This is a genomic window from Burkholderia puraquae (genome assembly GCF_002099195.1).
In the GTDB taxonomy this organism is placed as follows: Bacteria; Pseudomonadota; Gammaproteobacteria; order Burkholderiales; family Burkholderiaceae; genus Burkholderia; species Burkholderia puraquae.
The window spans coordinates 180,484-203,251 of the sequence record NZ_NBYX01000002.1 but is presented as its reverse complement, the minus strand read 5'-3'; the positions used below and the strand labels follow the sequence as shown (position 1 = coordinate 203,251).

23 protein-coding genes and 2 pseudogenes are annotated in these 22,768 nt (G+C 68.6%); 15 read left to right on the top strand and 10 right to left on the bottom strand.

Going from position 1 to position 22,768, the window contains the following annotated elements:
* Positions 1–113 precede the first annotated feature (113 nt).
* The 3 genes from mhpT (at position 114) to B7G54_RS05340 (ending at position 4,287) form a co-directional block, all read left to right on the top strand.
* Positions 114–1,319 carry a 3-(3-hydroxy-phenyl)propionate transporter MhpT gene (gene mhpT, locus B7G54_RS05350; RefSeq protein ID WP_085038133.1) on the top strand — a complete coding sequence of 402 codons (1,206 nt, stop codon included), beginning with the start codon at positions 114–116 and terminating at the stop codon, positions 1,317–1,319.
* A 61-nt stretch (positions 1,320–1,380) separates the two neighbouring features.
* Entirely contained in the window at positions 1,381–2,529 is a 1,149-nt protein-coding gene (locus B7G54_RS05345) for a porin (protein ID WP_085038132.1), read from the top strand.
* A gap of 33 nt (positions 2,530–2,562) precedes the next feature.
* The gene (locus tag B7G54_RS05340) at positions 2,563–4,287 is read left to right on the top strand and encodes a tannase/feruloyl esterase family alpha/beta hydrolase (protein ID WP_085038131.1); all 1,725 of its coding nucleotides are present in this window, start codon (positions 2,563–2,565) and stop codon (positions 4,285–4,287) included.
* A gap of 71 nt (positions 4,288–4,358) precedes the next feature.
* Here B7G54_RS05340 and B7G54_RS05335 read toward each other — a convergent pair whose 3' ends face one another.
* Positions 4,359–4,835, bottom strand: coding sequence for an Lrp/AsnC family transcriptional regulator (locus B7G54_RS05335; protein WP_085038130.1), 477 nt, complete (start codon positions 4,833–4,835; stop codon positions 4,359–4,361).
* A 158-nt stretch (positions 4,836–4,993) separates the two neighbouring features.
* Between B7G54_RS05335 and B7G54_RS05330 the strand changes: the two genes are divergently transcribed.
* Entirely contained in the window at positions 4,994–6,226 is a 1,233-nt protein-coding gene (locus B7G54_RS05330; RefSeq protein ID WP_085038129.1) for a diaminopropionate ammonia-lyase, read from the top strand.
* A 29-nt stretch (positions 6,227–6,255) separates the two neighbouring features.
* Entirely contained in the window at positions 6,256–7,440 is a 1,185-nt protein-coding gene (locus B7G54_RS05325; protein ID WP_085038400.1) for a M20 aminoacylase family protein, read from the top strand.
* Between the two features lie 144 nt (positions 7,441–7,584).
* Here B7G54_RS05325 and B7G54_RS05320 read toward each other — a convergent pair whose 3' ends face one another.
* From B7G54_RS05320 to B7G54_RS05300, 5 genes and pseudogenes are all read right to left on the bottom strand, one after another.
* Positions 7,585–8,943: an aspartate aminotransferase family protein gene (locus B7G54_RS05320; RefSeq protein WP_085038128.1), complete on the bottom strand. Its 1,359-nt coding sequence runs from the start codon at positions 8,941–8,943 to the stop codon at positions 7,585–7,587.
* 294 nt (positions 8,944–9,237) lie between these two features.
* The gene (locus B7G54_RS05315; RefSeq protein ID WP_085038399.1) at positions 9,238–9,747 is read right to left on the bottom strand and encodes a GNAT family N-acetyltransferase; all 510 of its coding nucleotides are present in this window, start codon (positions 9,745–9,747) and stop codon (positions 9,238–9,240) included.
* 127 nt (positions 9,748–9,874) lie between these two features.
* Positions 9,875–10,254 (bottom strand): annotated as a pseudogene (locus B7G54_RS05310) (cupin domain-containing protein); the annotation flags it as partial.
* A complete protein-coding gene (locus B7G54_RS38940) occupies positions 10,236–10,394 on the bottom strand; it encodes a hypothetical protein (protein ID WP_165765545.1) in 159 nt (52 codons plus the stop codon). The gene B7G54_RS38940 and the pseudogene B7G54_RS05310, both read right to left, overlap by 19 nt.
* Positions 10,395–10,700: 306 nt before the next feature.
* Entirely contained in the window at positions 10,701–11,348 is a 648-nt protein-coding gene (locus B7G54_RS05300) for an outer membrane lipoprotein (RefSeq protein WP_027790262.1), read from the bottom strand.
* A 464-nt stretch (positions 11,349–11,812) separates the two neighbouring features.
* Between B7G54_RS05300 and B7G54_RS05295 the strand changes: the two genes are divergently transcribed.
* From B7G54_RS05295 to B7G54_RS05285, 3 genes are all read left to right on the top strand, one after another.
* Positions 11,813–13,012 (top strand): amidohydrolase family protein, encoded by a 1,200-nt coding sequence (locus B7G54_RS05295; protein ID WP_085038127.1) that lies wholly within the window; start codon positions 11,813–11,815, stop codon positions 13,010–13,012.
* A 76-nt stretch (positions 13,013–13,088) separates the two neighbouring features.
* Positions 13,089–14,273: an amidohydrolase family protein gene (locus B7G54_RS05290; protein WP_085038126.1), complete on the top strand. Its 1,185-nt coding sequence runs from the start codon at positions 13,089–13,091 to the stop codon at positions 14,271–14,273.
* Between the two features lie 67 nt (positions 14,274–14,340).
* The gene (locus B7G54_RS05285; protein WP_085038125.1) at positions 14,341–14,814 is read left to right on the top strand and encodes a nuclear transport factor 2 family protein; all 474 of its coding nucleotides are present in this window, start codon (positions 14,341–14,343) and stop codon (positions 14,812–14,814) included.
* A 104-nt stretch (positions 14,815–14,918) separates the two neighbouring features.
* On the opposite strand, the gene B7G54_RS05280 is transcribed toward B7G54_RS05285, so the two are convergent.
* Positions 14,919–15,779, bottom strand: a complete 861-nt coding sequence (locus B7G54_RS05280; RefSeq protein WP_046548765.1) for a LysR family transcriptional regulator — start codon at positions 15,777–15,779, stop codon at positions 14,919–14,921.
* A gap of 185 nt (positions 15,780–15,964) precedes the next feature.
* On the opposite strand from B7G54_RS05280, the gene B7G54_RS38505 reads away from it, so the two are divergent.
* The 3 genes from B7G54_RS38505 (at position 15,965) to B7G54_RS05270 (ending at position 18,241) form a co-directional block, all read left to right on the top strand.
* Positions 15,965–16,132, top strand: a complete 168-nt coding sequence (locus tag B7G54_RS38505) for a hypothetical protein (RefSeq protein WP_244289253.1) — start codon at positions 15,965–15,967, stop codon at positions 16,130–16,132.
* Between the two features lie 425 nt (positions 16,133–16,557).
* A complete protein-coding gene (locus tag B7G54_RS05275) occupies positions 16,558–17,361 on the top strand; it encodes an ABC transporter substrate-binding protein (RefSeq protein WP_085038124.1) in 804 nt (267 codons plus the stop codon).
* A 31-nt stretch (positions 17,362–17,392) separates the two neighbouring features.
* Positions 17,393–18,241, top strand: a complete 849-nt coding sequence (locus tag B7G54_RS05270) for a phytanoyl-CoA dioxygenase family protein (RefSeq protein ID WP_085038123.1) — start codon at positions 17,393–17,395, stop codon at positions 18,239–18,241.
* A 79-nt stretch (positions 18,242–18,320) separates the two neighbouring features.
* Here the strand turns inward: B7G54_RS05270 and hutC are convergent, their stop codons facing one another.
* Both hutC and B7G54_RS05260 read right to left on the bottom strand, forming a co-directional pair.
* On the bottom strand, positions 18,321–19,058 hold the full coding sequence (gene hutC / locus B7G54_RS05265; protein ID WP_085038122.1) for a histidine utilization repressor: 738 nt from the start codon (positions 19,056–19,058) through the stop codon (positions 18,321–18,323).
* A gap of 30 nt (positions 19,059–19,088) precedes the next feature.
* Entirely contained in the window at positions 19,089–19,631 is a 543-nt protein-coding gene (locus B7G54_RS05260) for a helix-turn-helix domain-containing protein (protein WP_085038121.1), read from the bottom strand.
* Between the two features lie 133 nt (positions 19,632–19,764).
* Between B7G54_RS05260 and B7G54_RS05255 the strand changes: the two genes are divergently transcribed.
* From B7G54_RS05255 to B7G54_RS40190, 4 genes and pseudogenes are all read left to right on the top strand, one after another.
* Positions 19,765–20,547 carry an aldolase gene (locus tag B7G54_RS05255; protein WP_085038120.1) on the top strand — a complete coding sequence of 261 codons (783 nt, stop codon included), beginning with the start codon at positions 19,765–19,767 and terminating at the stop codon, positions 20,545–20,547.
* Positions 20,548–20,597: 50 nt separating this feature from the next.
* Positions 20,598–21,494, top strand: a complete 897-nt coding sequence (locus B7G54_RS05250; RefSeq protein ID WP_085038119.1) for a dihydrodipicolinate synthase family protein — start codon at positions 20,598–20,600, stop codon at positions 21,492–21,494.
* Positions 21,491–21,628, top strand: a pseudogene (locus B7G54_RS40195) (MOSC domain-containing protein); the annotation flags it as partial. The gene B7G54_RS05250 and the pseudogene B7G54_RS40195, both read left to right, overlap by 4 nt.
* Positions 21,616–21,744, top strand: a complete 129-nt coding sequence (locus B7G54_RS40190; protein WP_279628046.1) for a hypothetical protein — start codon at positions 21,616–21,618, stop codon at positions 21,742–21,744. The pseudogene B7G54_RS40195 and the gene B7G54_RS40190, both read left to right, overlap by 13 nt.
* 13 nt (positions 21,745–21,757) lie before the next feature.
* On the opposite strand, the gene B7G54_RS05240 is transcribed toward B7G54_RS40190, so the two are convergent.
* On the bottom strand, positions 21,758–22,522 hold the full coding sequence (locus tag B7G54_RS05240; protein ID WP_085038118.1) for an SDR family oxidoreductase: 765 nt from the start codon (positions 22,520–22,522) through the stop codon (positions 21,758–21,760).
* Between the last annotated feature and the right edge of the window lie 246 nt (positions 22,523–22,768).

Here is a 22,768-nt window from a genome sequence, read left to right as displayed (position 1 = left end):
ATAAAAACAGCCGTTCGGACGAGACGTCGCGCGCCGACCCGCCACTGGCCGGCGGCGGCGCGCGGCGGCCGTTGCATGGCCGATCGATTACAAGACATGGGACTGGAGACACGATGAACACCTACGTTGCGGAAAAATCCACGGTCGCGACCACGCTCGCGCTGTGTTTCGCGATCGCACTCCTCGAAGGGCTCGACCTGCAGTCGGTCGGCGTCGCCGCGCCGCGGATGGCACGCGAATTCGGGCTGTCCGTATCGCAGATGGGCATCGCGTTCAGCGCGGGCACCTTCGGGCTGTTGCCGGGCGCGATGCTCGGCGGGCGGCTCGCCGACCGGATCGGCCGCAAGCGCGTGCTGATCGCATCGGTCGTACTGTTCGGGCTGCTGTCGATCGCGACCGCGCAGGTATCGACGTTCGCGATGCTCGTCGTCGTGCGCGTGCTGACCGGCATCGGTCTCGGCGGCGCGATGCCGAACCTGATCGCGCTGTCGTCCGAAGCGGTCGAGCCGCGCTCGCGCAGCAGCGCGGTCGCGACGATGTACTGCGGAATCCCGTTCGGCGGCGTGATCGCGTCCGTGATCGGCGTGCTGCTCGCCGGCGACACCGAGTGGCGGCACATCTTCTACGTCGGCGGCGTGGGGCCGTTGCTGCTCGTGCCGTTGCTGGTGTGGTTCCTGCCGGAATCGCGCGCGTATCTCGACGTCGCCGGCACGCAGGCCGCGCGCACGAGCGTCGCACGGACGCTGTTCGGCGACGGCCGTACGACGTCGACGGTCGCGCTGTGGATCAGCTACTTCTGCACGCTGATCGTCCTGTACTTCCTGCTGAACTGGCTGCCGTCGCTGATGGCCTCGCGCGGGCTCGACCGCGCGCACGTCGGCCTCGTGCAGATCGCGTTCAACGTCGGCGCGGGGCTCGGCGCGCTCGGCATCGGCGCGGCGCTCGACCGGATGCGCGCGTCGCGTGTGGTGGGCGGCATGTATATCGGGATCGTGCTGTCGCTCGCCGCGCTCGCGGCCGCGCCCGGTTTCGCGTCGCTCGCGGCGGCTGCGTTCGCGGCGGGGATGTTCGTCGTCGGCGGGCAGTCGGTGCTGTACGCGCTCGCGGCGATCTACTACCCGACCGCGATGCGTGGCACCGGCGTCGGCGCGGCGGTGGCGGTCGGCCGGCTCGGTTCCGTCGTCGGGCCGCTCGCGGCCGCGACGCTGCTGGCCGCGGGCCGCAGCGCACCCGTCGTGATCGGCGCGAGCATTCCCGTCACGCTCGTGGCGGCCTTTGCTGCATTCGTGCTGATTCGCCGCCCGCAAGCAGGCGACTGATGGTTCGTTTTTTCAATGCGCGCCGTCAGAGCGCGCTTACTCAAGGTCTGGAGACGCAACGATGAAGACGAAGACAAGGAACGGCCTGCTGGCCGCCGGCGCGTGCTGCGCGCTCGCCGCGCCCGGTGCGCATGCGCAGTCGAGCGTGACGCTATACGGGATCATCGATACGGGCGTCGAATACGTGTCGCACGCGAACGCGGCCGGCGATCACGTCGTGCGCATGCCGGGCGTGACGGGCGAGCTGCCGTCGCGCTGGGGGCTGCGTGGCACCGAGGATCTCGGCGGCGGCTACCAGGCGGTATTCACGCTCGAGAGCGGCTTCAACGTGCGCGGCGGCGATCTCGGGCAGGGCGGCCGGTTGTTCGGGCGCCAGGCGTTCGTCGGGCTGAAGAGCGGCTTCGGCACGCTTGCGTTCGGCCGCCAGTACACGATGACCTATCTCGCGCTGCAGGGCGCGGACATCATCGGCCCCGACATCTACGGGCTCGGCTCGTTCGACGCGTACGTGCCGAATGGCCGCGCCGACAACGCGGTGACCTACGTCGGCGCGTATCGCGGCGTGACCTTCGGCGCCGCGTATTCGTTCGGCCGCGACGGCGCGGGCACCGGCAACTCGCCGGGGCAGGGCACGTGCGCGGGGCAGGTGCCGGGCGACGCGGTGCAGTGCCGCAACTGGTCGGTGATGCTCAAGTACGACAGCGCGTACTTCGGTGCGGCGGCGTCGTACGAGGAACAGCGCGGCGGCACCGGCGCGGCCGCCAACTTCTTCGACGGCGTGGCGCCCGTTCCCTTCACCAGCAGCGGCGGCAAGGATGCGCGCACGCACGTGAGCGCGTATGCGCAGGCGGCCGGCGCGAAGATCGGCGCGGGCTGGATCGGGCGGCGCGTGTCGACCGGATCGCCGGCCGCGCCCGGCGCGCATTCCGACCTGTTCTTCGTCGGCGCGTCGTATGCGGTGAAGCCCGATTTCGTCGTCGACGGCGAAGGCTACCGGATCGTCAACAGCGCGCACGACACGCGCGCGACGATGGCGACGCTGCGCGCGACCTATCTGCTGACCAAGCGCACGGCCGTCTATGCGCAATCGTCGTATCTGTGGAACAGCGCGCATGCGCGCTACTCGGTCAGCGGCGGCGGGCCCGGCACGACGCCCGGCGAAGGGATGGGGCAGCTCGGCGCGATGGTCGGCGTGCGGCACATGTTCTGATTCACCGGCGTGACGAACCCAACGGGAGTTATCTTGAACAGGAAATCTGCATTCCTCTGTATCGCGCCGCTGTCCGCCGCCGCCCTGCTCGCCGGTTGCGGCGGCGACGATTCGATCAGCGCGCCGCCTACGCACATGAGCGCCGCGATGCCTGCCGCGATGGCGCAGACCTGCGACGCGCTCGCCGCGAAGCTCGCATATGCGAACACGTCGTTCACGTCGGTGACGACCGCGGCCGCCGGCGCGCTCACGGTGGCCGGCAAACCGATCGCCGAGCACTGCGTGATCGACGGGAAGATGAACGAGCGCGTGAGCACGGTTGACGGCAAGACCTATGCGATCGGCTTCGAGATGCGCTTGCCGAAGGCGTGGAACGGTCGCTTTTTCTACCAGGCGAACGGGGGCCTCGACGGCAACGTCGTGACCGCGACCGGCGAGATCGGCGGCGGCGGGCCGCTGACCAACGCGCTGAACCAGGGTTTCGCGGTGATCAGCTCGGACTCCGGGCACAGCGCGGCGCAGAACCCGCTGTTCGGCATCGATCCGCAGGCGCGCATCGACTACGGCTACGGCGCCGTCGACGCGCTGACGCCGATGGCGAAGCAGGTGATCCGGCTCGCGTACGGCAAGGCGCCCGATCGCAGCTATTTCGGCGGCTGCTCGAACGGCGGCCGTCACGCGATGGTCACGGCGGTGCGCAACCCGGCCGACTACGACGGCATCATCGCGGGCGATCCAGGCTTTCATCTGCCGAAGGCGGCGATCGGCGAGATGTACGGCGCGCAACAGTTCGCGAAGATCGCGTCGGCGACCGGAACGAACGGCTTGCCGGATATCCGCAGCGGTTTCAACGATGCGGAACGGCAGTTCGTCGGCGCGAAGATCCTCGAGAAATGCGATGCGCTCGACGGTGCGGCCGACGGGATGGTGCAGGACGTCGCCGCGTGCCAGGCGCACTTCAGCGTCGAATCGGACATCCCGACCTGCGCGAACGGCACACGTACGGGCGCGTGCCTGACGACCGCGCAAAAGACCGCGCTCGGGAACGTGTTCACGGGCGCACGCAACAGCGCGGGCACGGCGCTCTACGCGGGCTTTCCGTACGATCCGGGCATCGCCGGCGGCGGCTGGGCTGCGTGGAAGCAGTCGAATTCGATCACGCTCGACCCGGCCGCGATGGCGTTCACATTCATGACGCCGCCGAAAGCCGCCGCGACGCTCGCGAACCTGCCCGGTTTCGCGCTCGGTTTCGACATGGACAACGACGCGCCGGCGATTTTCGCGACTAATGGTGTGTACACGCAATCCGCGTGGTCGTTCATGACGCTGCCCGACGAGACCAACCTGTCCGCGCTGAAGTCGCGCGGTGCGAAGCTGCTCGTCTATCACGGCACGGGCGACCCGGTGTTCTCGTTCGACGACACACGCGACTGGTACGCACGGGTTGCGCAGGCGAACGGCGGAGATGCGTCGGATTTCGCGCGCTTCTACCCGGTGCCGGGAATGAACCACTGCTCGGGCGGGCCGGCGGCCGACCAGTTCGACCTGCTGACGCCGCTCGTCGCGTGGGTCGAGCAGGGGCAGGCACCCGGCGCGGTGGTGGCCGCCGCGCGCGATGCGACGAACGCGGTGCCGAATGCGGATGTGCCCGCGTCGTGGGGCGCGGGACGCACGCGGCCGCTGTGCGCGTATCCGCAGGTGGCGCGCTACAACGGCTCGGGCGACGTGAATTCGGCGGCGAGCTTCAGCTGCCGTTGACGTAGCCGTCGATGGGAGGCGGCCGGTGTGCGCCATGGCATGCCGGTCGCCTCACGTGTGCAATCGCTCACTCACTCGCCCGGTTCGACCGGCACTTCGAGCCCGACCTTCACGCGGCTCATGCTCACCAGCGTCTTGAACCGCTTCACGTTGTTGTTCGCGAAGAACAGCTCGCGCGTGAGCGCGTTGTACTGGTCCATGTTGCGTACGGCCAGGATCAGCACGAAATCCCATTCCCCCGTCACGTAGTAACACTGCTGGATCTGCGGGCAGCGCTCGAAGGTCCGCTTCATCGCGTCGAGCTGGTCGATCTGCTCGCTTTCGACCTCGACGTTGACGACGATCGTCAGCGGATGATCGACCTTGTCCGGCGCGACGACGGCCGTGTAGCGCTCGATCACGCCGTCGTCCGCAAGGCGTTTCAGGCGCCGGTTCACGGCCGCGGTCGACAGGTTGACGCGCACGCCGAGTTCGCTCTGCGGGGTCTGCGCGTCGCGCTGGATTTCCATCAGCAGCTTGCGATCGAACGCATCGAGTGGGGTGGTCATGATGGCGCGTGAAGCCTCGAAAGAATGAGAAATTTTTGCGTGGCGACCGCCGAATTGGCGATTTTATTGACCAGCGTGCGCAATATTATTTTTCGAACCGGCGGCGCGTGCAACCCGTGCGCGCCCGACCCGAACCGACTTACGGAGTGCTGCCCGCCATGCTGATCGCCAACCCCCGCGCATCGCGCGCCGCCTATCCCCACGCGCTGCGCCGCGTGATGAACATCGCATCGGCCGACGAAAGCGGCGCGTGGCTGTCGCACTGGCCGCTCGTCGGCAACGCGCGCACGCCGCTGCGCGCGCTGCCCGATCTCGCCGCGCGGCTCGGCGTCGCGAGCGTCAGCGTGAAGGACGAGTCGTGCCGTTCGCCGCTCGGCAGCTTCAAGGCGCTCGGCGCGCCGATCGCGCTGGTGCGGCTCGTGAAGCGCCTGCGGCGCACGCAGGATCTCGATCCGCAAGGGCTCGTCACCGGCCGCTACGCGGCGGAACTGGCCGACCTGACGGTGATCAGCGCGACCGACGGCAATCACGGCCGCGCGCTCGCCGCCGCCGCGCGCACGATCGGCTGCGGGTGCGTGATCGTGCTGCACGCGAACGTCGACGCCGAGCGCGAACGCGCGATCTCGGCGTACGGCGCGCGAATCGTGCGCATCGCGGGGAACTACGACGAGTCGGTGGTGTGCGCGGCGCAGCTCGCGCAGGCGAACGGCTGGTACGTCGTGTCGGATACGTCGTACGACGGCTACGAAGCGATTCCGCGCGACGTGATGCAGGGCTATGGCGTGATCGCCGCCGAAGCGGCCGCGCAGGCGGCGCAGGACGACGGGCGGCCGTTCACGCATGTGTTCCTGCAGGGCGGCGTGGGCGGCCTCTCCGCGGGCGTCGCGAGCTATCTCTGGGAGCGCGACGGCGTGCAGCGGCCGCGTTTCGTCGTCGTCGAGCCACGCCAGGCCGACTGCCTGTACCAGAGTGCGCTGGCAGGGCGTGCGACCAGGGCGACCGGCAGCGTCGATTCGGTGATGGCCGGGCTCGCGTGCGGCGAGGCGTCGCCGCTTGCGTGGGATTTCCTCGAGATGTGCATCGACCACTTCATGCTGATCGACGACGAAGACGCGGTGCAGGCGATGCGCGGCCTCGCGGCCGGCAGCGAACGCGACGTGCCGCTCGTGGCCGGCGAATCGGGCGCGGCCGGCGTCGCGGGGCTGGCGGTGCTGATGCGCGACCCTGCGCTCGCGCGGCAGGTGGGGCTCGACGCGCATTCGCGCGTGCTGGCGATCAATACGGAGGGCGCGACGGCGCCGTCCGTGTACCGACGCTGCGTCGGCGAGACGGCCGACGCCGTGCTCGCGCGGCAGCGCAACTGGCTAAACCGCACGGCGGTGGCCGCCTGAACGACATGACGACCGACGAGGCGAACGCAATGGACCCGACCGACGCAACCGAAGAAAGCACGCTGCAGGGACAACTGAAGACCTGGCGCCGCCATCTGCACCAGCATCCGGAGACGGGATTCGAGGAGGTGAACACGTCGGATTACGTCGCGCGCATCCTGACGACGCTCGGCCTCGACGTGCATCGCGGGATCGGCGGCACGGGGCTCGTCGCGAACCTGACGGCCGGTACCGGCAAGCGCGCGATCGGCATCCGCGCGGACATGGACGCACTGAACATCGCCGAGCATGCGCCGGGCCGCGAGCATGCATCGCGCACGCCCGGCAAGATGCATGCGTGCGGGCACGATGGCCACATGTCGATGGTGCTCGGTGCCGCGCAGCTGCTGGCCGAGCGCAAGGATTTCGACGGGACCGTGCGCTTCATTTTCCAGCCGGCCGAGGAGCATGGCCGCGGCGCGAAGGCGATGATGGCCGACGGGCTGTTCGAGCGCTTCCCGGTCGATGCGATCTTCGGCGCGCACAACATGCCGGGGATGCGCGCGGGCACGTTCTCGACGCGCGCCGGCGGCATCATGGCGAGCGAGGATAACTTCGTGATCCGGATCGACGGGCGCGGCACGCATGCGGCGCGCCCGCACATGGGCATCGATCCGATCGTGATCGGCGCGCAGGTCGTGCTCGCGCTGCAGACGATCGTGTCGCGCAATCTCGATCCGGGCCAGCAGGCGGTGATCTCGTGCACGGAGTTCATTACCGACGGGCTGCGCAACGTGCTGCCGTCGACCGTGACGATCAAGGGCGACACGCGCAGCTATTCGCGCGACGTGCAGGCGCTGCTGGCAACGCGGATGCGCGAGATCAGCGAAGGGATCTGCCGCACGCACGGCGCGACCTGCACGTTCGACTACACGCACGAGTTCGCACCGACGGTGAATTCGCCGGAATGGGTCGGCACGGCCGTGCAAGCTGCTGCGCAGGTCGCGGGTGCGGATGCGGTGAACGCCGACGTGCAGCCGATGATGATCTCGGAGGATTTCGGTGCGTTCCTGCAGGCCGTGCCCGGCAATTTCGTGTTTATCGGCAACGGCGACGCGGCCGGTCGCGGCGGCGTGCCGCTGCACAACGCGGGCTACGACTTCAACGACGAGATCCTGCCGGTGGGGGCGCGGTATTTCGCGGAAGTGGCGCGGCTGGCGTTGAAGGCGGCGTAGCGCGTCGTTGCACGATTCGCCTGCGACGGGAAACGGCTCGCCGTGCGGCGGCCTGTTTCACCGTCAAGCGACACGAGCGGCGGCGCAGGCAGTGCGACGCGGCCGCACTCGAGCGATGTGCATCCCGCCGCGAACGTCACGGCATCAGACCAGTTCGCCGAGGCACGCGTCGAATTGCGCGACGAGCCGGTCGACATCGTCGGCCGTCGTTTGCGGACACACGAGCATCATGTTGTGGAACGGCGTGATCAACACGCCGCGGTTCAGCAGGTACAGGTGCACGATGTGTTCGAGCTCGCTGTCGAGCTGGGCGCCGGCGAGCGTGCCGTTGCGCGGCGGCACGGGCGCGAATTGAAACTCGGTGCGTGCGCCGATGCGCGTCACGCACCACGGCAGCCCGTGCTTCGAGATCGCCTGTTCGAGCCCCGCCGCCAGCCGCGCGGCGAGTTCGAACATGTGCGCATAGGCCGCATCGGTCGCGACTTCGGCGAGCGTCGCGCGCGTCGCTCGCATCGCGAGCATGTTCGCGGTGAGCGTCGTGCCGATCCCCGAATGGCCGGGCGGCGCGTTCAGCTTCGCCTGCTTCGCGCGTTCGGCGAATTCCGCGCTGAAACCGTACACCGCGCACGGCACGCCGCCCGCGATCGGCTTGCCGACCACCAGCATGTCCGGTTCAAGATCGTGCGCGACCGCGTAGCCGCCCGGGCCGCTGCTGATCGTGTGCGTTTCGTCGATCACGAGCAGCGTGCCGTAGCGGCGCGTCAGCTCGCGTGCCGCCTCCCAGAAGCCCGGATCGGGCAGCACCATCCCGATGTTCGTCATCGCGGGCTCGGCGAGCACGCAGGCGACATCGCCGCCTTTCAGCGCCGCTTCGAGCGCAGCGAGGTCGTTGAATTCGACGACGCGCGTGTTCGCGAGCAGGTCGTACGACTGCCCGAGCAGGCTGTCGCGCTGCACGGGGCGGCCATCGACGAGATCGACGAACACGTCGTCGACCGTACCGTGGTAGCAGCCGTTGAACACCACGATCGTGCTGCGGCCGGTGGCCGCGCGCGCCCAGCGCAGCACGAAGCGGTTCGCGTCGCTCGCGCTCAGCGCGAACTGCCAGACCGGCAGCCTGAAGCGGCGCGCGAGTTCGCGTGACACCCACGCGGCGTCCTCGCTCGGCAGCATCGTCGTGTAGCCGCGCGTGGCCTGCTCGACAAGCGCGCGTGCGACCGGTTCGGGCGCGTGGCCGAACATCGCGCCGGTGTCGCCGAGGCAGAAGTCCACATAGCGATGGCCGTCGACGTCGGTGAACGTCGCGCCGCGCGCCTCCTTCACATACAGCGAGAACGGCGTCGACCAGTCCTGCATCCAGTGCAACGGCACGCCGAACAGCAGATGCTCGGACGCTTCCGCGGATAGTGCACGGGAGATCGGCATGGCTTCGGTGAACGCGCGGCGCTCGCGATCGAACAGCACGCGGGCGCGGATGAGGTCGACTCCGTGGCGGGAAGGCAAAGGTAGCTCCTGGGCTGTGAACGTACGGAAACGATAGCGCGGGCGCCGGGGGGATGAACAGGGGCGGAATGACGGAGGCGGGCTGGCGTGGGCGCGACAGCGTTGGGCAGGGCCAAGGCGCAGAAATTTTTTTAAAAGTTTTTGCGCATAAACCGGCGCGGATCGGCCCGGCCAGTTTATCGCATGGAAAGTTGGTGGGTGCTCACATCGTTGGCGTCGAGGCGGGTGCGGACGAAGCGGGCACAAGGACGCATCTGGCTGCGTCTCACGATGCCCGTTCGCCGCCGTACCGCGTTACGCCAGCGTCTTGACCATGTGGTGCTCGTCGTAGAAGCGGCCATCGAAGAACATCGAGCGCGGTTCCGTGCCGAACCGGACGAACCCCTGCGACGCATACAGCCGCTCCGCGGTTGTGTTGACCTCGTTCACGCACAGCATCAGCTGCTTGCATTGCCATGCCTGCGCCGCATGCGCGGTCGCGCTTTCGAGCAGCGTCTGCGCGATGCCCTGCCCGCGATACGCGGGATCGACGAACACGCCCCAGATCGTTGCCTTGTGCGCGATCTTCACGCGCGCATCGCGGCGCACGCCGGTGATGCCGACGAGCGTGTCGCCGTCGAACGCGCCGAACACCGCACGCTCGCGGGTCGGCGTGATGCGCGTCGCGAATTCGTCGACCGGCACCTGCGATTCTTCGTCGAGCGTCGGCAGGAAAGAGGTGGGCGCGGTGTCGACCGCACGCAGGCGAAGGGTCTGGAAACGGGCGGCGTCGGCCGCATCGAGCAGGCGGGTCGTGATCGTCATCGGGGGCGTTCCGGTTGAGAGGCGTGCATGCCGGCGCGGGCCGTTGCGGCCGCAGGATGCATCGTCTGTATCGTAATAGGAATCCGGATGCCGCGTGGCGGCGTTCGACACCGCCGCGTTCGTGCTTTCAGATCGCGTCGCGCGGCCGCTGCGCAACGCTGTCGACGCAGCATGCGAGCACCTCGGCATCGGTGTCGCCGAGGCTCAGGTACATGTGCCGACCGCGCTGCCGAAATACAGGCCGTCGCCAGCGCCGAGCCGGTACGGATGGCCATTCTCGAAGCGCAGCTCCAGCTCGCCGTTCGGCACGAACACGAACTCCTCGCCGCTGTGCCGGATGTAGCCGGCGAAATCCGACAGCTTGCGCGCATGAATCCTTCCGCGCACGGGCACCGTCCGCTTGCCGGTCAGGTCGTTCGCGAGCATCCCGTAAGCATAGATCGGCGTGTCGCAGACCATCTGCTGGCCGGCCGGCGTGAACGACGGCGTCATCGCGCCGGCGCGTGCGGCGAGACGGTGGCATTCCGCATGCCGTACGCGTCGGTCACGTCGTGGATCTGTCCCGTGTTCGCGACGCTCGGCGTCGATCCGTCGACGCGCGGGTCGCTGTATGCGGGCGCTGCGTTGATGGCGTTGATGGCGATCATCTACCGGCGCTCGCGGCACCTGCAGGCGGCCGCGCGGTCGACGCGTGTCGGGCTCGGCGCAAAGCGTGTGCGATGCTCATGCACCGGCTCGCGGCCGGTGGTGCGGCGGAGCGGTCGTGTGGCGGAGCGCGCTCGAGATGGCCGACGGTGCGAAGGCGTTGTGGCAGTGTCGGCGGCGCGTCATGCGCGCCGCGCCGGTACGAAGATTGAGGGTGAAGCGAAGCAGGCGCGCTGTCGCGCCGGATCAACGCCCGACGTCACACGCGCGAAGGTGTGCCCGATCGGGTCAGGCGCGCCGGATCGGAATCAATACCGCGCCAGCTGATTGCCGTTGATCTGCACGCGATCGCCTGGCCGCAGGTTACCCGGCGACTGCACGTCGAACGAGCGCATCGTGCCGTCGCTGACCTGCACGTCGATCCGGTAGCTGCTCGGGCCTTGCGCGGCGCCCATCTGCTGGCCGATCTGGTTGCCGGCCACCGCACCGCCGAGCGCGCCGATCACGGTCGCCGCATCGCGGCCGTGACCGCGGCCGAACTGGTTGCCCACCAGGCCGCCGACCAGCGCGCCGACGACGGTGCCGGCGACACCCGACGGGCCGACCGAACCGTTGACCGGCTGGATATTCGAGACCGTGCCGTACTGCGTGCCGTATCCATTGCCGTATTGCTGCTGATTGCCATACTGGTCATACGGCTGCGACCCGTATTGCTGCTGATTGCCGTACTGATCGTACGGCTGCGGCGCCTGGTTCGGATACGGCTGTTGCTGCTGCACGTAGCCGGGTTGCGAATACGCAGGCTGCGCGTAGCCGGGCGTGGCGTATTGCTGTTGCTGCGGATATCCCGGCTGCGCGCCGTAGTAACCCGGCGCGACGCAGGCGGTCAGCGGAAGCGCCGCGACGGCGACGAGCGAGGCGAACAGAACGGTCTTCGTGGAAGGCATGCGCATCATGATGTTTCCTGCATCGGCATCGGGTTCGCCGACGAAATCCGGGACGGGTGGCGAACTCGGCGTGAGTATAAGGAATGGCCGAAGGCGCGTCCGGTGCGGCCGGGTAACAACGTGTAAAGTCTGTTGCCGCGTAAATCGCCGCCCGGGCGGCGCGCTGAAGCGACGCCTGGCGAGGGCGCGAGGCAGCCTCCGGACGCCCGCTTTCCGGTGATGCCGACGCTGCGCGGCCATCGGTTTTTCCGCGGTCTTCACCGCGATCCCGCCCCATCGCCGCGCCAGGCCCGGCGCGCACGCACGCCGCGCATCGCGAAATCGAATGCGTGGCATCGCGACATTTAATTGGCCTCGGGCTGCGGCGTCCGATATCGTGGCCGGATTCCCTGCCAACGGTCGCGCCGTGCCGGCTGCGGTGCCTTCCCCTGTCCGCGCCGGCGACGTGCCGCGACCGCCCCACATTCCGAGCCATGACCGATCGTATCTTCATCAACGCCGTCGACGCCGGCGGCCAGCCCATCAACCTCGTCGTCCGTGACGGCCGCTTTACCGCGATCGGCGCCGATTGCGCCGCCGCGCCCGGCGCGGAAACGATCGACCTCGACGGCCGCGTCGTGCTGCCCGGCTTCGTCGACGGCCACATCCATCTCGACAAGAGCTTCGTCGGCGATCGCTGGGTGCCGCACGAACCGGTCGGCACGCTGCGCGAGCGGCTCGCGGTCGAGAAGCGCCAGCTCGCCGCCGCGCCGCCGATCGTCGAACGCGCGAATGCGCTGATCGCGCAGGCCGCCGCATTCGGCACGGTCGCGATGCGCAGCCATGTCGACGTCGATGCGACGACGGGCCTGTCGAACCTGCACGCCGTGATGGCCGCGCGCGAGCAATGGCGCGGCATCGTCGATATCGAATTGGTCGCGTTTCCGCAGGCCGGCGTCGTCACGAGCCCCGGCACCGCGGAGATCCTCGATGCAGCCGTGCGCGAAGGCGCGGACGTGGTTGGCGGGATCGACCCGACGACGCTCGACGGCGATGCGGACGGCCAGCTCGACATCGTGTTCGGCATCGCCGAGAAGCGCGGCGCGAAGATCGACATCCACCTGCACGAACCGGGTGAAACGGGCATCGCGCAGTTGCTGCGGATCGCGGCGCGCACGCGCGCGGCGGGGCTCGGCGGCCGCGTGAACGTGAGCCATGCGTACGCGCTCGGCCAGGTGAGCGATGACGACGTGCGGCGCACCGCGGCGGCGCTGGCCGAAGCCGGCGTGTCGATCCTGACGAATGCGCCGGGCGACTGCGCGTTTCCGCCGGTACAGCCGCTGCGCGACGCGGGCGTGCACGTGTTCGCGGGCAACGACAACATTCGCGACGCATGGTGGCCATACGGCAACGGCGACATGCTGCAGCGCGCGATGATGGTCGGCTATCGGTCGGGTTTCTACACTGACGAGGCACTCGGCATCGCGCTGGACATGGCGACGCACGCCGGCGCGCGCGTGATCGGCAAGGACAACTATGGAATCGCGGTCGGCTGCGATGCGACGTTCGTCGCGGTGCGTGCGCCGAATGCGGCGGCGGCCGTCGCCGGCGTGCCGGCCGAGCGCTGGGTGTTCCGCCGCGGCGAAAGCGACACGGGCGCGCCGTTCGCTCCCGCGCTGCGCTTCACGCGCTGACCGACCTGACCGGCGGCACGGCACGCGCCGTGCTCCCTTCGCACTGACTGCCCTGACCGCCCCCACCGGAACCGACATGACGAACCTGCTGATCCGCAACGTCCGCCCGAGTGCCGACGCCGCGCTCGACATCCTGATCGAAGGCGATCGCATCGCGCGCGTCGGCCCGTCGCTCGACGCGCCTGCCGGCTGCGCGATCGAGGACGGTGCCGGCGCGCTCGCGCTGCCCGGTCTCGTCGAAGGCCACACGCACCTCGACAAGACGCACTGGGGAATGCCGTGGTATCGCAACCAGGTTGGGCCGCGCCTCGTCGACCGGATCGAGAACGAGCGCCACTATCGTGCGACGAGCGGCCATGACGCCGGCGCCGCGTCGCTCGCGCTGGCGCGCGCGTTCCTCGCGGCCGGCACGACGCGCATCCGCACGCACGTCGACATCGATACCGAAGCCGGGCTGCGGCATCTGCACGGCGTGCTCGCGACGCGCGAGACGCTGCGCGGGCAGGTCGAGATCCAGATCGTCGCGTTTCCGCAATCGGGCGTGCTCAAGCGGCCGGGCACCGACGCACTGCTGTCCGACGCGCTCGCCGCCGGTGCCGATCTGCTCGGCGGGCTCGACCCGTGCGCGATCGAAGGCGATCCGGTCGAGGCGGTGGACGTGCTGTTCGCGCTCGCCGAGCGCCACGGCCGCGGGCTCGATCTCCACCTGCACGAGCGCGGATCGATGGGTGCGTATTCGCTCGACCTGATCCTGCAGCGCACGGCCGCGCATGGCATGCAGGGCAAGGTCACGATCAGCCACGGATTCTGTCTCGGCGAGATCGCCGAACGCGAGCGCGATGCGCTGCTCGCGCGGATGGCCGAACTCGGCGTCGGGCTCGTCACGACCGCGCCGGCGGCGGTGCCCGTGCCGCCGGTGGCCGCGTGCCGCGCGGCGGGCGTGACGGTCATCGGCGGCAACGACGGCGTGCGCGATACGTGGACGCCGTACGGGTCGCCCGACATGCTCGAGCGCGCGATGCTGATCGGCATGCGCAACGATTTCCGCCGCGACGATGCACTCGAAGTCGCGCTCGACTGCGTGACGCACAGCGCGGCGCGCGGTTGCGGCTTCGGCGAATACGGGCTGCAACCGGGCAGCCGTGCGGACGTCGTGCTGGTCGATGCGCTGACGTTCGCCGAGGCCGTCGTCGCGCGGCCGGTGCGGCGGCTTGTCGTGTCGTCGGGGAAGATCGTTGCGCGCAACGGTGCGCTGGCCTGAGTGAAGCGTGAGCGCAGCGTCGCCCCGGTATGATCGGGTTTTCAGCCGGATCTTCCGGGAGACGACGATGCGACGCACGACAGCGGCACGGGCCGCACGATGGATGGCAGCGGCCCTGTTCGCCGTGACGGCCGCGCACGCGGCAGCGGCAGGGCCGATCGACGCGCAGCAGGAAGCCAACCGGCGGACGGTGCTCGCGTTCTACGAAAAAGGCCTGAACGAGAAAGATGCGGACGCCGCGCTCGCGTACGTTGGCGATCGCTACGTGCAGCACAACCCGAATGCGGCCGATGGCCGCGATGGCTTCCGCAAGTTCGTCGCGTTCCTGCGCGACAAGTATCCGCAGTCGCACAGCGAGATCAAGCGCTCGTTCGTCGACGGCGACTACGTGATCCTGCACGTGCATGCGGTGCGCGAACCCGGCACGCGCGGCAGCGCGATCATGGACATCTTCCGGCTCGAGAACGGCAAGATCGTCGAGCACTGGGACGTCAATCAACCCGTGCCCGAGCAGGCGGCGAACGGGAACACGATGTTCTGACGGGTGCCGTGCGCGGCGTGTCGATGCGCCCGCGATCTCGTTGCATCGGCCATGCCGGCAGCGCCTCGGCGTTCTTCATGTTGCCGCCGCATTCGGCCTGCTTGCTACTCCTCGAGCTCCAGCATCGTCGCGAGCGCCTTCGTCAGCTCGCTGACCATCGGGTCGGCCGTCGGCCGGTGCAGGATCGCGATGTCCATGTGCTCGATCGGCGCGAAACCCTGCTTCGCGGTCAGCACGACGTGCTCGTCCGTCACCACGCGCGCCGGGAGCACGCTGATGCCGAGCCCGTCCGCGACCGCGGCCTGGATGCCGCTCAGGCTCGACGTCGTGAAGCTGATCCGCCAGCGGCGGCCGCGCTCCTCGATCGCCTTGATCATGTCGTCGCGATACAGCCCGCGCGGCGGGAAGACGACGATCGGCACCGGGTCGAGATCGATCGACGGATGCTTCGCGCTGTCGATCCAGCGCAGCTTCTCGGGCCAGCGCACGACGGCTTCGCGGCTGTCGCGGCGCTGCTTGATCAGCACGAGGTCGAGCTCGCCGCGGTCGTACGCGGCGCTGATGTCGCGGCTCAGCCCGCACATCACTTCGAGCTTCACCTGCGGATGCGCGCGCTTGAATGCCGCGAGCGCATGCGTCGTGCGGCCCGCCGCGAAATCGTCGGGCACGCCGAGCCGGATCGTCAGCGCGACCGTGGCGCCCGACAGCGCTTCCAGCATCTCGTCGTTCAGCGCGATCATGCGCCGCGCATAGCTGAGCACCGTCACGCCCGCGTCGGTCGGCCGCACGTCGCGCGTGCCGCGGTCGAGCAGGCGGTGCCCGGCGATTTCCTCGAGCCGGCGCACCTTCTGGCTGACCGTCGACTGCGTCGAATGCAGGCGCGCCGAGGCCGTCGTGAAGCTGCCGCAGTCGGCGACCATCACGAGCGCGCGCAGCAGGTCGAGGTCGAACAGGGGTCTATTCATTTCTGCACTTTTTCGGATTAGAACATTTCATTTCCAAATGCGTGCGACGATTTTTAACATGGCCGGACGCTGCGGGCAATCGCGGTTTCGCCGGACCCGGCGCGGCATTGCGCGGCGCCACGGGGGTGCCTGACGCATCGCATCGGCCGCGCATCGGCGCGCGCGGCGAGCAAGGAGGAGACGGGATGTTTTTCAAACGGATCGCGATCATCGGCTCGTTTGCGTTGACCACGCTCACGTCGGCCATGGCTGCCGCCGACGGCGGCGCGCTCGAAGGCCGGCTGCGCAGCGCGGCCGATCGCGGCGATGCGGGCGGAAGCGCGCACGCTGCTCGAGCGCGGCGCGCAGGTTGATTCACGTCCTTGGGGAATGCCATCGTTGTATAGGGTGCATCGGCCACACCACTGGAAAAGCATTGGGCGAGATCGTGCCGGGATCACCTGGATAGCCATAGTGATCCCATAGATATCCGGAAAAACACATCCCGTGGCGGGCGCGCGTCTCGCATGGAAAACACCTAAAAATGGCCTGAAAACCCCGCCAGATGGTCATTTTGCAAGTACCACCCCACGCATCCTTCCCGATTCGAGCCCCGGCCCGACCTCCATCCACCCCGCCCCCGTTTCCCCCGCTTGCGCTCAAAAATTAAGCGGTCTAGACTGCATCGCAGTTTCATCGAAGTCCCAGTCTTTTCGCGTACCGCGCCGGGCATGCCGGCGCACCGCCCCCACCGGACGCCGGCGTTCGCCCGCCGCGTCGAGACCTTCAAGGACCCGCCATGAACCGCACTGCAAAGCTCCTCGTTACCGCGCTGGCGTTCGCGCCGCTCGTGTCGTTCGCGCAGGACACGTCGACGATCCGCTGGGGCATCGACCCCACGTATCCGCCATTCGAAGCGAAGCAGCCCGACGGCTCGCTCGCCGGTTTCGACATCGACCTGCGCAATGCGATCTGCGAGCAGCTGCATGCGAAGTGCGTGTGGGTCGAGCAGGGCTTCGACGGGATGATTCCGGCGCTGCGCGCTCGCAAGTTCGACGTGATCATGTCCGCGATGACGGCCACCGACGAGCGCCTCAAGCAGATCGACTTCTCGAACAAGCTGTATGCGTCGCCGGGCGCGCTCGTCGCGCCGGTCGGCTCGACGCTGCTGCCAACCGCCGCGTCGCTCGCGGGCAAGCGCATCGGGATCGACCAGGGCACGACGCAGGAGGCCTACGCGAAGGCCGAATGGGCGACCAAGGGCGTGACGATCGTCTCGTACCAGAACCAGGACCAGGTGTACCAGGATCTCGTCAACGGCCGCCTCGACGCGACGTTCCAGGACAAGACGCAGGCCGGCTACTCGTTCCTGAAGACGCCGCGCGGCAAGGGCTACGCGTTCGCGGGCCCCGACGTGACCGACGTGCGGATCACCGGCTACGGCGTCGCGATGGGCGTGCGCAAGGGCGACGACGCGATGAAGAAGCGGCTGAACGACGCGATCGTTGCGATCCGCGCAAACGGCACGTACCAGAAGATCGCCGCGAAGTATTTCGACTTCGACATCTACGGCGCGAAACAGCAGCTGACGTCCGCACCGTGATTCCGTGATCCATTCAATCGACAGGCACACCATGACGAGTATCCAGGATCGCGTCGCGCAAGCCGTGACGCCCGAGCTGATCGCCGCGTTCCGCGAGGAAGGCGCGGTCTGCATCAAGGGCATCTTCTCGCCCGACGAAGTCGCCGCGCTGCGCGCCGGCATCGACGCGAATCTCGCGCAGCCGAGCGCGCGCGCGAAAGTCGCGAGCCGGCCCGACGATCCGGGCTGGTTCTTCGAGGATTTCTGCAACTGGCAGCACAACGACGCGTATCGCGACTTCATCGTGCGCTCGCCGGCGCCGTCGGTGGCCGCCGCGCTGATGGGCACCGACAGCGTGCGGCTGCATCACGACCACCTGCTCGTGAAGGAGCCCGGCACGCGGCAGCGCACGCCGTGGCACCAGGACCAGCCGTACTACAACATCGAGGGCGACGACAACGTCAGCATGTGGATTCCGGTCGATCCGGTGCCGCTGGAATCGACGCTGGAATTCGTCGCGGGCTCGCATCGCGGGCCGTGGCTGATGCCGCGCACGTTCATGGACAAGGAAGCGAAGTGGTTTCCGGAAGGCAGCCTGGCGGACCTGCCCGACATCGAAGCGGATCGCGCGGCCTTCCCGATCCGCCACTGGGCGCTCGAGCCTGGCGACATGGTGTGCTTCCGGATGCTCACGCTCCACGCGTCGGGCGGGACGCAGAACCGGCGGCGCGCGTTCTCGATCCGCTTCGTCGGCGACGATGTCCGCCACGCGCCGCGCCGCTGGAAGACGTCGCCCGATTTCCCCGAGCTCGCGGCGCAGCTGCCCGACGGCGCGCCGCTCGATCACCCGCTGTTTCCGGTCGTGTGGTCGCGTGGCGCGGGGCAGGCCGGCGCGATCTGACGTTGCCGGGCGTGCATGACGGACGCGGCGGCCGTTTCCTGACGAATCGGCCGCCGCGCTCGTGTGCGTGGATGAAGGATCAGGTCGGGTGGCGTCCGGCGCCCGGCTTGAAGCGCGAGCCGAGCCGGTAGCGGTTGCCCGGATGCAGGAAGTGCACGAACGTGACGGGCAGCCCGTTCGTCCAGGTGCGGCGCGTGAGCGTGAGGCACGGCTCGTCGGCACGCATGTCGAGCAGCCGCGCCTGTTCGCCGGTCGGCAGCGACGCATCGACCACGTGCTCGATCTCCAGTTCGTCGTGCGACACGTTGTTGTACAGGTATTCGGATGGCGGTTCGACCTGGAAATCCTGGTCGATGAAGCCGGGCGCGGCGGCCGGATTCACGTAGCGATCCTCGAGCTGGATCGGGCGCCCGTTTTCCTCGTGCACGCACACCACGTGAAAGACCGGCGTATTGACCGGCAGGCCGAACGCGGCCGCGACGTCGAACGACGCGGGTTCGCTCGACTGGTTCAGCACGCGGCAGCGGTATTCGTGCCCGCGCGCCCGGATTTCGTCGCGGATGTGCGCGATCATCAGCAGGTTCGACTGCGGCTTCACCTCGGCGACGAAGGTGCCGACGCCCGCGACGCGCTTCAGCACGCCTTCCTCGGTCAGCTCGCGCAGCGCGCGGTTGACCGTCATGCGCGCGACGCCGAATTGCGCGGCGAGATCGAGTTCGGACGGGATGCGATCGCCGGGGCGCCAGTCGCCCGATTCGACGTTCTGGCGAACGAGCGTCTTGATCTGCTGGAACGGTGCGGTGGCCTTCGTGACCATCGGGGATCCTTGCGCGAAGAAGTGACGATGCTAGTCGTCGTGACTGACGACGACAAGGATCTCCGCCTGCGCGGCGCCGAGGCTGCGCGTGCGGTGCGGGATGAGTGCGTTGAAATAGACTGAATCGCCGGCCTTGAGTTGCACCGTCTCGTTCGGAAATTCGATTTCGACGCGACCCTTGTGAACGAACAGGAATTCCTCGCCTTCGTGTTCGCGGAACGTCGACGCGACGAACTCGTGCGGCGGATGCACGACGAACGGCAGCATCTTCTTCGGTGCGACGCTGGCCGCGATGCTTTCGAAGCGGTGTGCCTGGCGGTCGGCCGCTGCGCCCATCGCCGTGCGCTCGCCGGCGCGCGTGACCGTGATCAGCTCGCGGTTGTGGCTTTCCGAGAACAACTGCTCGACGTCGATATTCAGTGCCTTCGACAGCTTCAGCGCAACCGCGATCGACGGCACGCTCAGGCCGCGCTCGACTTTCGACAGGTAGCTCTTGGTGAGGCCCGTCTCGTCGGCCAGCACGTCGAGCGTCCAGCCCTTCTGTTTTCTGAGCAGCTTCAGGCGAATCGTCATGGGGCGCCGGGTGTCCTTCGAAAAACCGATTGTAACGCATGACACAAAGTGTCCTGTGGTGTATTGTGTGTCATGTTTCGCGGGGAAACGGCTGCGGACGGCCCGGCCGACCCGATCCATTCAGGAGGTGAACATGGCGGAAACGCTGAATCTGACGAAGGCGGCGCTGGTCGCGCTGGCGGAGCGGCGTCTTGACAGCGAGGTGGGCGACAGCGGCTGGTCCGCGCGGCAGAAGCTCGCGCTCACGTGCCGGATCCTGTTCGACGCCGGTCACGATTCCGGCCTGGCCGGGCAGATCACCTGCCGCGCGGGCGACGCCGGCACCTACTACACGCAGCGGCTCGGGCTCGGTTTCGACGAGATCTCGGCCGCGAACCTGCTGCGCGTCAACGAGGATCTCGACGTTGTCGACGGCGCAGGCATCCCGAATCCGGCCAACCGGTTCCACACGTGGATCTACCGCGAGCGCCCGGACGTGAACTGCATCATCCATACGCATCCGGCGCATGTCGCGGCGCTGTCGATGCTCGAGCAGCCGCTCGTCGTGTCGCACATGGATACCTGCCCGCTGTACGACGATTGTGCGTTCCTGAAGGACTGGCCCGGCGTGCCGGTCGGCAACGAGGAGGGCGAGATCATCTCGAAGGCGCTCGGCAGCAAGCGCGCGATCCTGCTGTCGCACCATGGCCAGCTCGTGGTGGGCAAGACGATCGAGGAAGCGTGCATTCTCGCGCTGCTGATCGAGCGGGCCGCGAAGCTGCAACTGCTCGCGATGTCGGCCGGCGAGATCAAGCCGGTGCCGCCGGCGCTGGCGCGCGAGGCGCACGACTGGATTTCGAAGCCGAAGCGCGATGCCGTGACGTTCGACTACTACGCACGCAGGGCCTTGCGTACGCACCAGGACTGCGTCGCATGAGCGGGCGATTCGTCGCTTCCCTATCCGACCATTACTGAGGAATACCTATCGTGTCCATCCTGCTGAAAGGCATCATTGCCTACCCGGTGACGCCGTTCTCCGCCGACGGTGGTGTCGACCTGAGCGCGCTCGATGCGCTGATTGAACGCCTGATTGCCGACGGCGTCCACGCGATCGCGCCGCTGGGCAGTACCGGCGAGAGCGCGTACCTGTCCGATGCCGAATGGGAGGCGGTCGCCACCGCGTCGATTCGCGCGGTGCGGCGGCGCGTGCCGACCGTCGTCGGCATTTCCGATCTCACCACGGCGGGCGCGGTGCGCCGCGCGCGCTTCGCCGAGCAGGCCGGCGCCGATGCGGTGATGGTGCTGCCGGTGTCGTACTGGAAGCTCGGCAACGACGAGATCGTCGCGCACTATCGCGCGATCGGCGACGCCGTCGGCATCCCGATCATGCTGTACAACAACCCCGCGACGAGCGGTGTCGACATGTCGCCCGACCTGATCGCGACGATCTGCCGGACCGTCGACAACGTGACGATGGTGAAGGAGAGCACGGGCGACATCGGGCGGATGCACCGGCTCGCGCAGCTGAGCGATGGCGCGATCCCGTTCTACAACGGCAGCAATCCGATGGCGCTCGCCGCGCTTGCGGCGGGCGCGGCCGGATGGTGCACGGCCGCGCCGAACCTGAATGCGGCGTTGCCGCTGGCGCTGTTCGACGCGATGCACGCGGGTGATCTGGCGCGCGCCAGGTCGGTCTTTCATGCGCAGCTGCCGCTGCTGCAGTTCATCGTCAACGGCGGGTTGCCGGTGACCGTGAAGGCCGGGTTGCGCCTGCGCGGCTTCGACGCCGGCGAGCCGAGGAAGCCGCTGATGCCGCTCGGCGACGCGCGCACGCGCGAACTCGAACGCCTGCTCGCGGCACTGCCCGACGGTGTGACGACATGAGCGATGCGGCACGGCCGGCGATCTCGGCCGCGGTCGGCGCGGTGCGGGTCGGTACGAGCCGACCGCTGGCCGGCACGCCGCACGCGAGCGCGATCGACAAGCAGCTGGCCGGTGCGCGCTTGTGGCTGGGGGCACGCTCGATGCGCCGTGCGACGTCCCGATACTACCGCCCGGCTGGCGCAAGATGCTGGAAAAGCGCCGGACGGAGCGGCAGGTCGAAGACTGGACGAAGCGGCTCGAAGGGCGTTGACGGGCCGCGCGGCTTAGCGGCTCGGCAGTTCCCGCACGTCGGCCGTCGGCTCGGCGGCGAACGCATCGCTCAGCGCATAGCCGATCAGCTGTCGCGCGGCCGCCTCGGGCGTCGCGAGCGCGCCGCTCGACTTCAACTGGTCGAATTTCTCGCGCATCGGGAAGTTGTCTTCGCGGGTCGAGCGGATGGTCGCCTGCATGCCCGTATCGACGACGCCCGGCGCGACGCTGCAGATGCGCAGCGCGCGGTTCGCGTCGAGCGCGACCGCGCGCGCATGGTGATCGAGTGCGGCCTTGGTCGCGCAGTAGACGCTCCAGCCCGCGTACGCGTTGCGTGCCGCGCCGCTCGACACGTGCAGGATCCGGCATTCGGTCGTGGCCGATGCCGCCTGCGCGAGCGCGGCCGACAGCATCAGCGGCGCCGCGACGTTCACGCCGACCGCGCGCGCGACGATCGCCGGATCCTGCGCGGCGAACGGGCCGATCGGATCGACGATGCCCGCGTTGTTGAACAGCAGCACGATCGACGCGCCGTCGACGAAGCGGCGCAGCGTATCGCCGGCCAGCCAGGCCGCGACGGCCGACGTATCCGACAGGTCGAGTTCGATTTCGGCGAAACGGTCGCCGGCTTGCGACGCAAGCGACGGATGACGGCTGCGCGACACGCCGAGCACGGCGATGCCTTCGAGCAGCAGTTGTTCGGCGAGCGACGCGCCGAGGCCGCGCGTGTGTCCGGTGACGATGGCGCGCACGTGCGGTGCGGAGGAGGATGCGGTCATGGCGGTGAACGGTTCGAAGGGGTGAACGGATGAGCGGCGTCGACGAGCGGTGCGCATGCATGGCGGCATGGCGTGCGGGACGGGCGATGCGTGATGTGGCGTGCGAAGGCTGTCGCGCGGCGCCGCGGACGTCAGGGTGACGCATATCGTAGCGCCCGCATGCGCGTCGCGCAAACGCCGTCACGTGCAAGGGGGCGGAATCGGCGGCGCGGCGCGACCGCCTTTGCCGCGCAGCACCGGCTCGCC

Excerpts from the sequence above, each read along its gene's own strand:
- mhpT (WP_085038133.1), top strand. The coding sequence starts at position 114 with ATGAACACCTACGTTGCGGAAAAATCCACGGTCGCGACCACGCTCGCG.
- B7G54_RS05345 (WP_085038132.1), top strand. The coding sequence starts at position 1,381 with ATGAAGACGAAGACAAGGAACGGCCTGCTGGCCGCCGGCGCGTGCTGC.
- B7G54_RS05335 (WP_085038130.1), bottom strand. The coding sequence starts at position 4,835 with ATGACCACCCCACTCGATGCGTTCGATCGCAAGCTGCTGATGGAAATC.
- B7G54_RS05330 (WP_085038129.1), top strand. The coding sequence starts at position 4,994 with ATGCTGATCGCCAACCCCCGCGCATCGCGCGCCGCCTATCCCCACGCG.
- B7G54_RS05325 (WP_085038400.1), top strand. The coding sequence starts at position 6,256 with ATGGACCCGACCGACGCAACCGAAGAAAGCACGCTGCAGGGACAACTG.
- B7G54_RS05315 (WP_085038399.1), bottom strand. The coding sequence starts at position 9,747 with ATGACGATCACGACCCGCCTGCTCGATGCGGCCGACGCCGCCCGTTTC.
- B7G54_RS38940 (WP_165765545.1), bottom strand. The coding sequence starts at position 10,394 with ATGATCGCCATCAACGCCATCAACGCAGCGCCCGCATACAGCGACCCG.
- B7G54_RS05300 (WP_027790262.1), bottom strand. The coding sequence starts at position 11,348 with ATGATGCGCATGCCTTCCACGAAGACCGTTCTGTTCGCCTCGCTCGTC.
- B7G54_RS05295 (WP_085038127.1), top strand. The coding sequence starts at position 11,813 with ATGACCGATCGTATCTTCATCAACGCCGTCGACGCCGGCGGCCAGCCC.
- B7G54_RS05290 (WP_085038126.1), top strand. The coding sequence starts at position 13,089 with ATGACGAACCTGCTGATCCGCAACGTCCGCCCGAGTGCCGACGCCGCG.
- B7G54_RS05285 (WP_085038125.1), top strand. The coding sequence starts at position 14,341 with ATGCGACGCACGACAGCGGCACGGGCCGCACGATGGATGGCAGCGGCC.
- B7G54_RS05280 (WP_046548765.1), bottom strand. The coding sequence starts at position 15,779 with ATGAATAGACCCCTGTTCGACCTCGACCTGCTGCGCGCGCTCGTGATG.
- B7G54_RS38505 (WP_244289253.1), top strand. The coding sequence starts at position 15,965 with ATGTTTTTCAAACGGATCGCGATCATCGGCTCGTTTGCGTTGACCACG.
- B7G54_RS05275 (WP_085038124.1), top strand. The coding sequence starts at position 16,558 with ATGAACCGCACTGCAAAGCTCCTCGTTACCGCGCTGGCGTTCGCGCCG.
- B7G54_RS05270 (WP_085038123.1), top strand. The coding sequence starts at position 17,393 with ATGACGAGTATCCAGGATCGCGTCGCGCAAGCCGTGACGCCCGAGCTG.
- hutC (WP_085038122.1), bottom strand. The coding sequence starts at position 19,058 with ATGGTCACGAAGGCCACCGCACCGTTCCAGCAGATCAAGACGCTCGTT.
- B7G54_RS05260 (WP_085038121.1), bottom strand. The coding sequence starts at position 19,631 with ATGACGATTCGCCTGAAGCTGCTCAGAAAACAGAAGGGCTGGACGCTC.
- B7G54_RS05255 (WP_085038120.1), top strand. The coding sequence starts at position 19,765 with ATGGCGGAAACGCTGAATCTGACGAAGGCGGCGCTGGTCGCGCTGGCG.
- B7G54_RS05240 (WP_085038118.1), bottom strand. The coding sequence starts at position 22,522 with ATGACCGCATCCTCCTCCGCACCGCACGTGCGCGCCATCGTCACCGGA.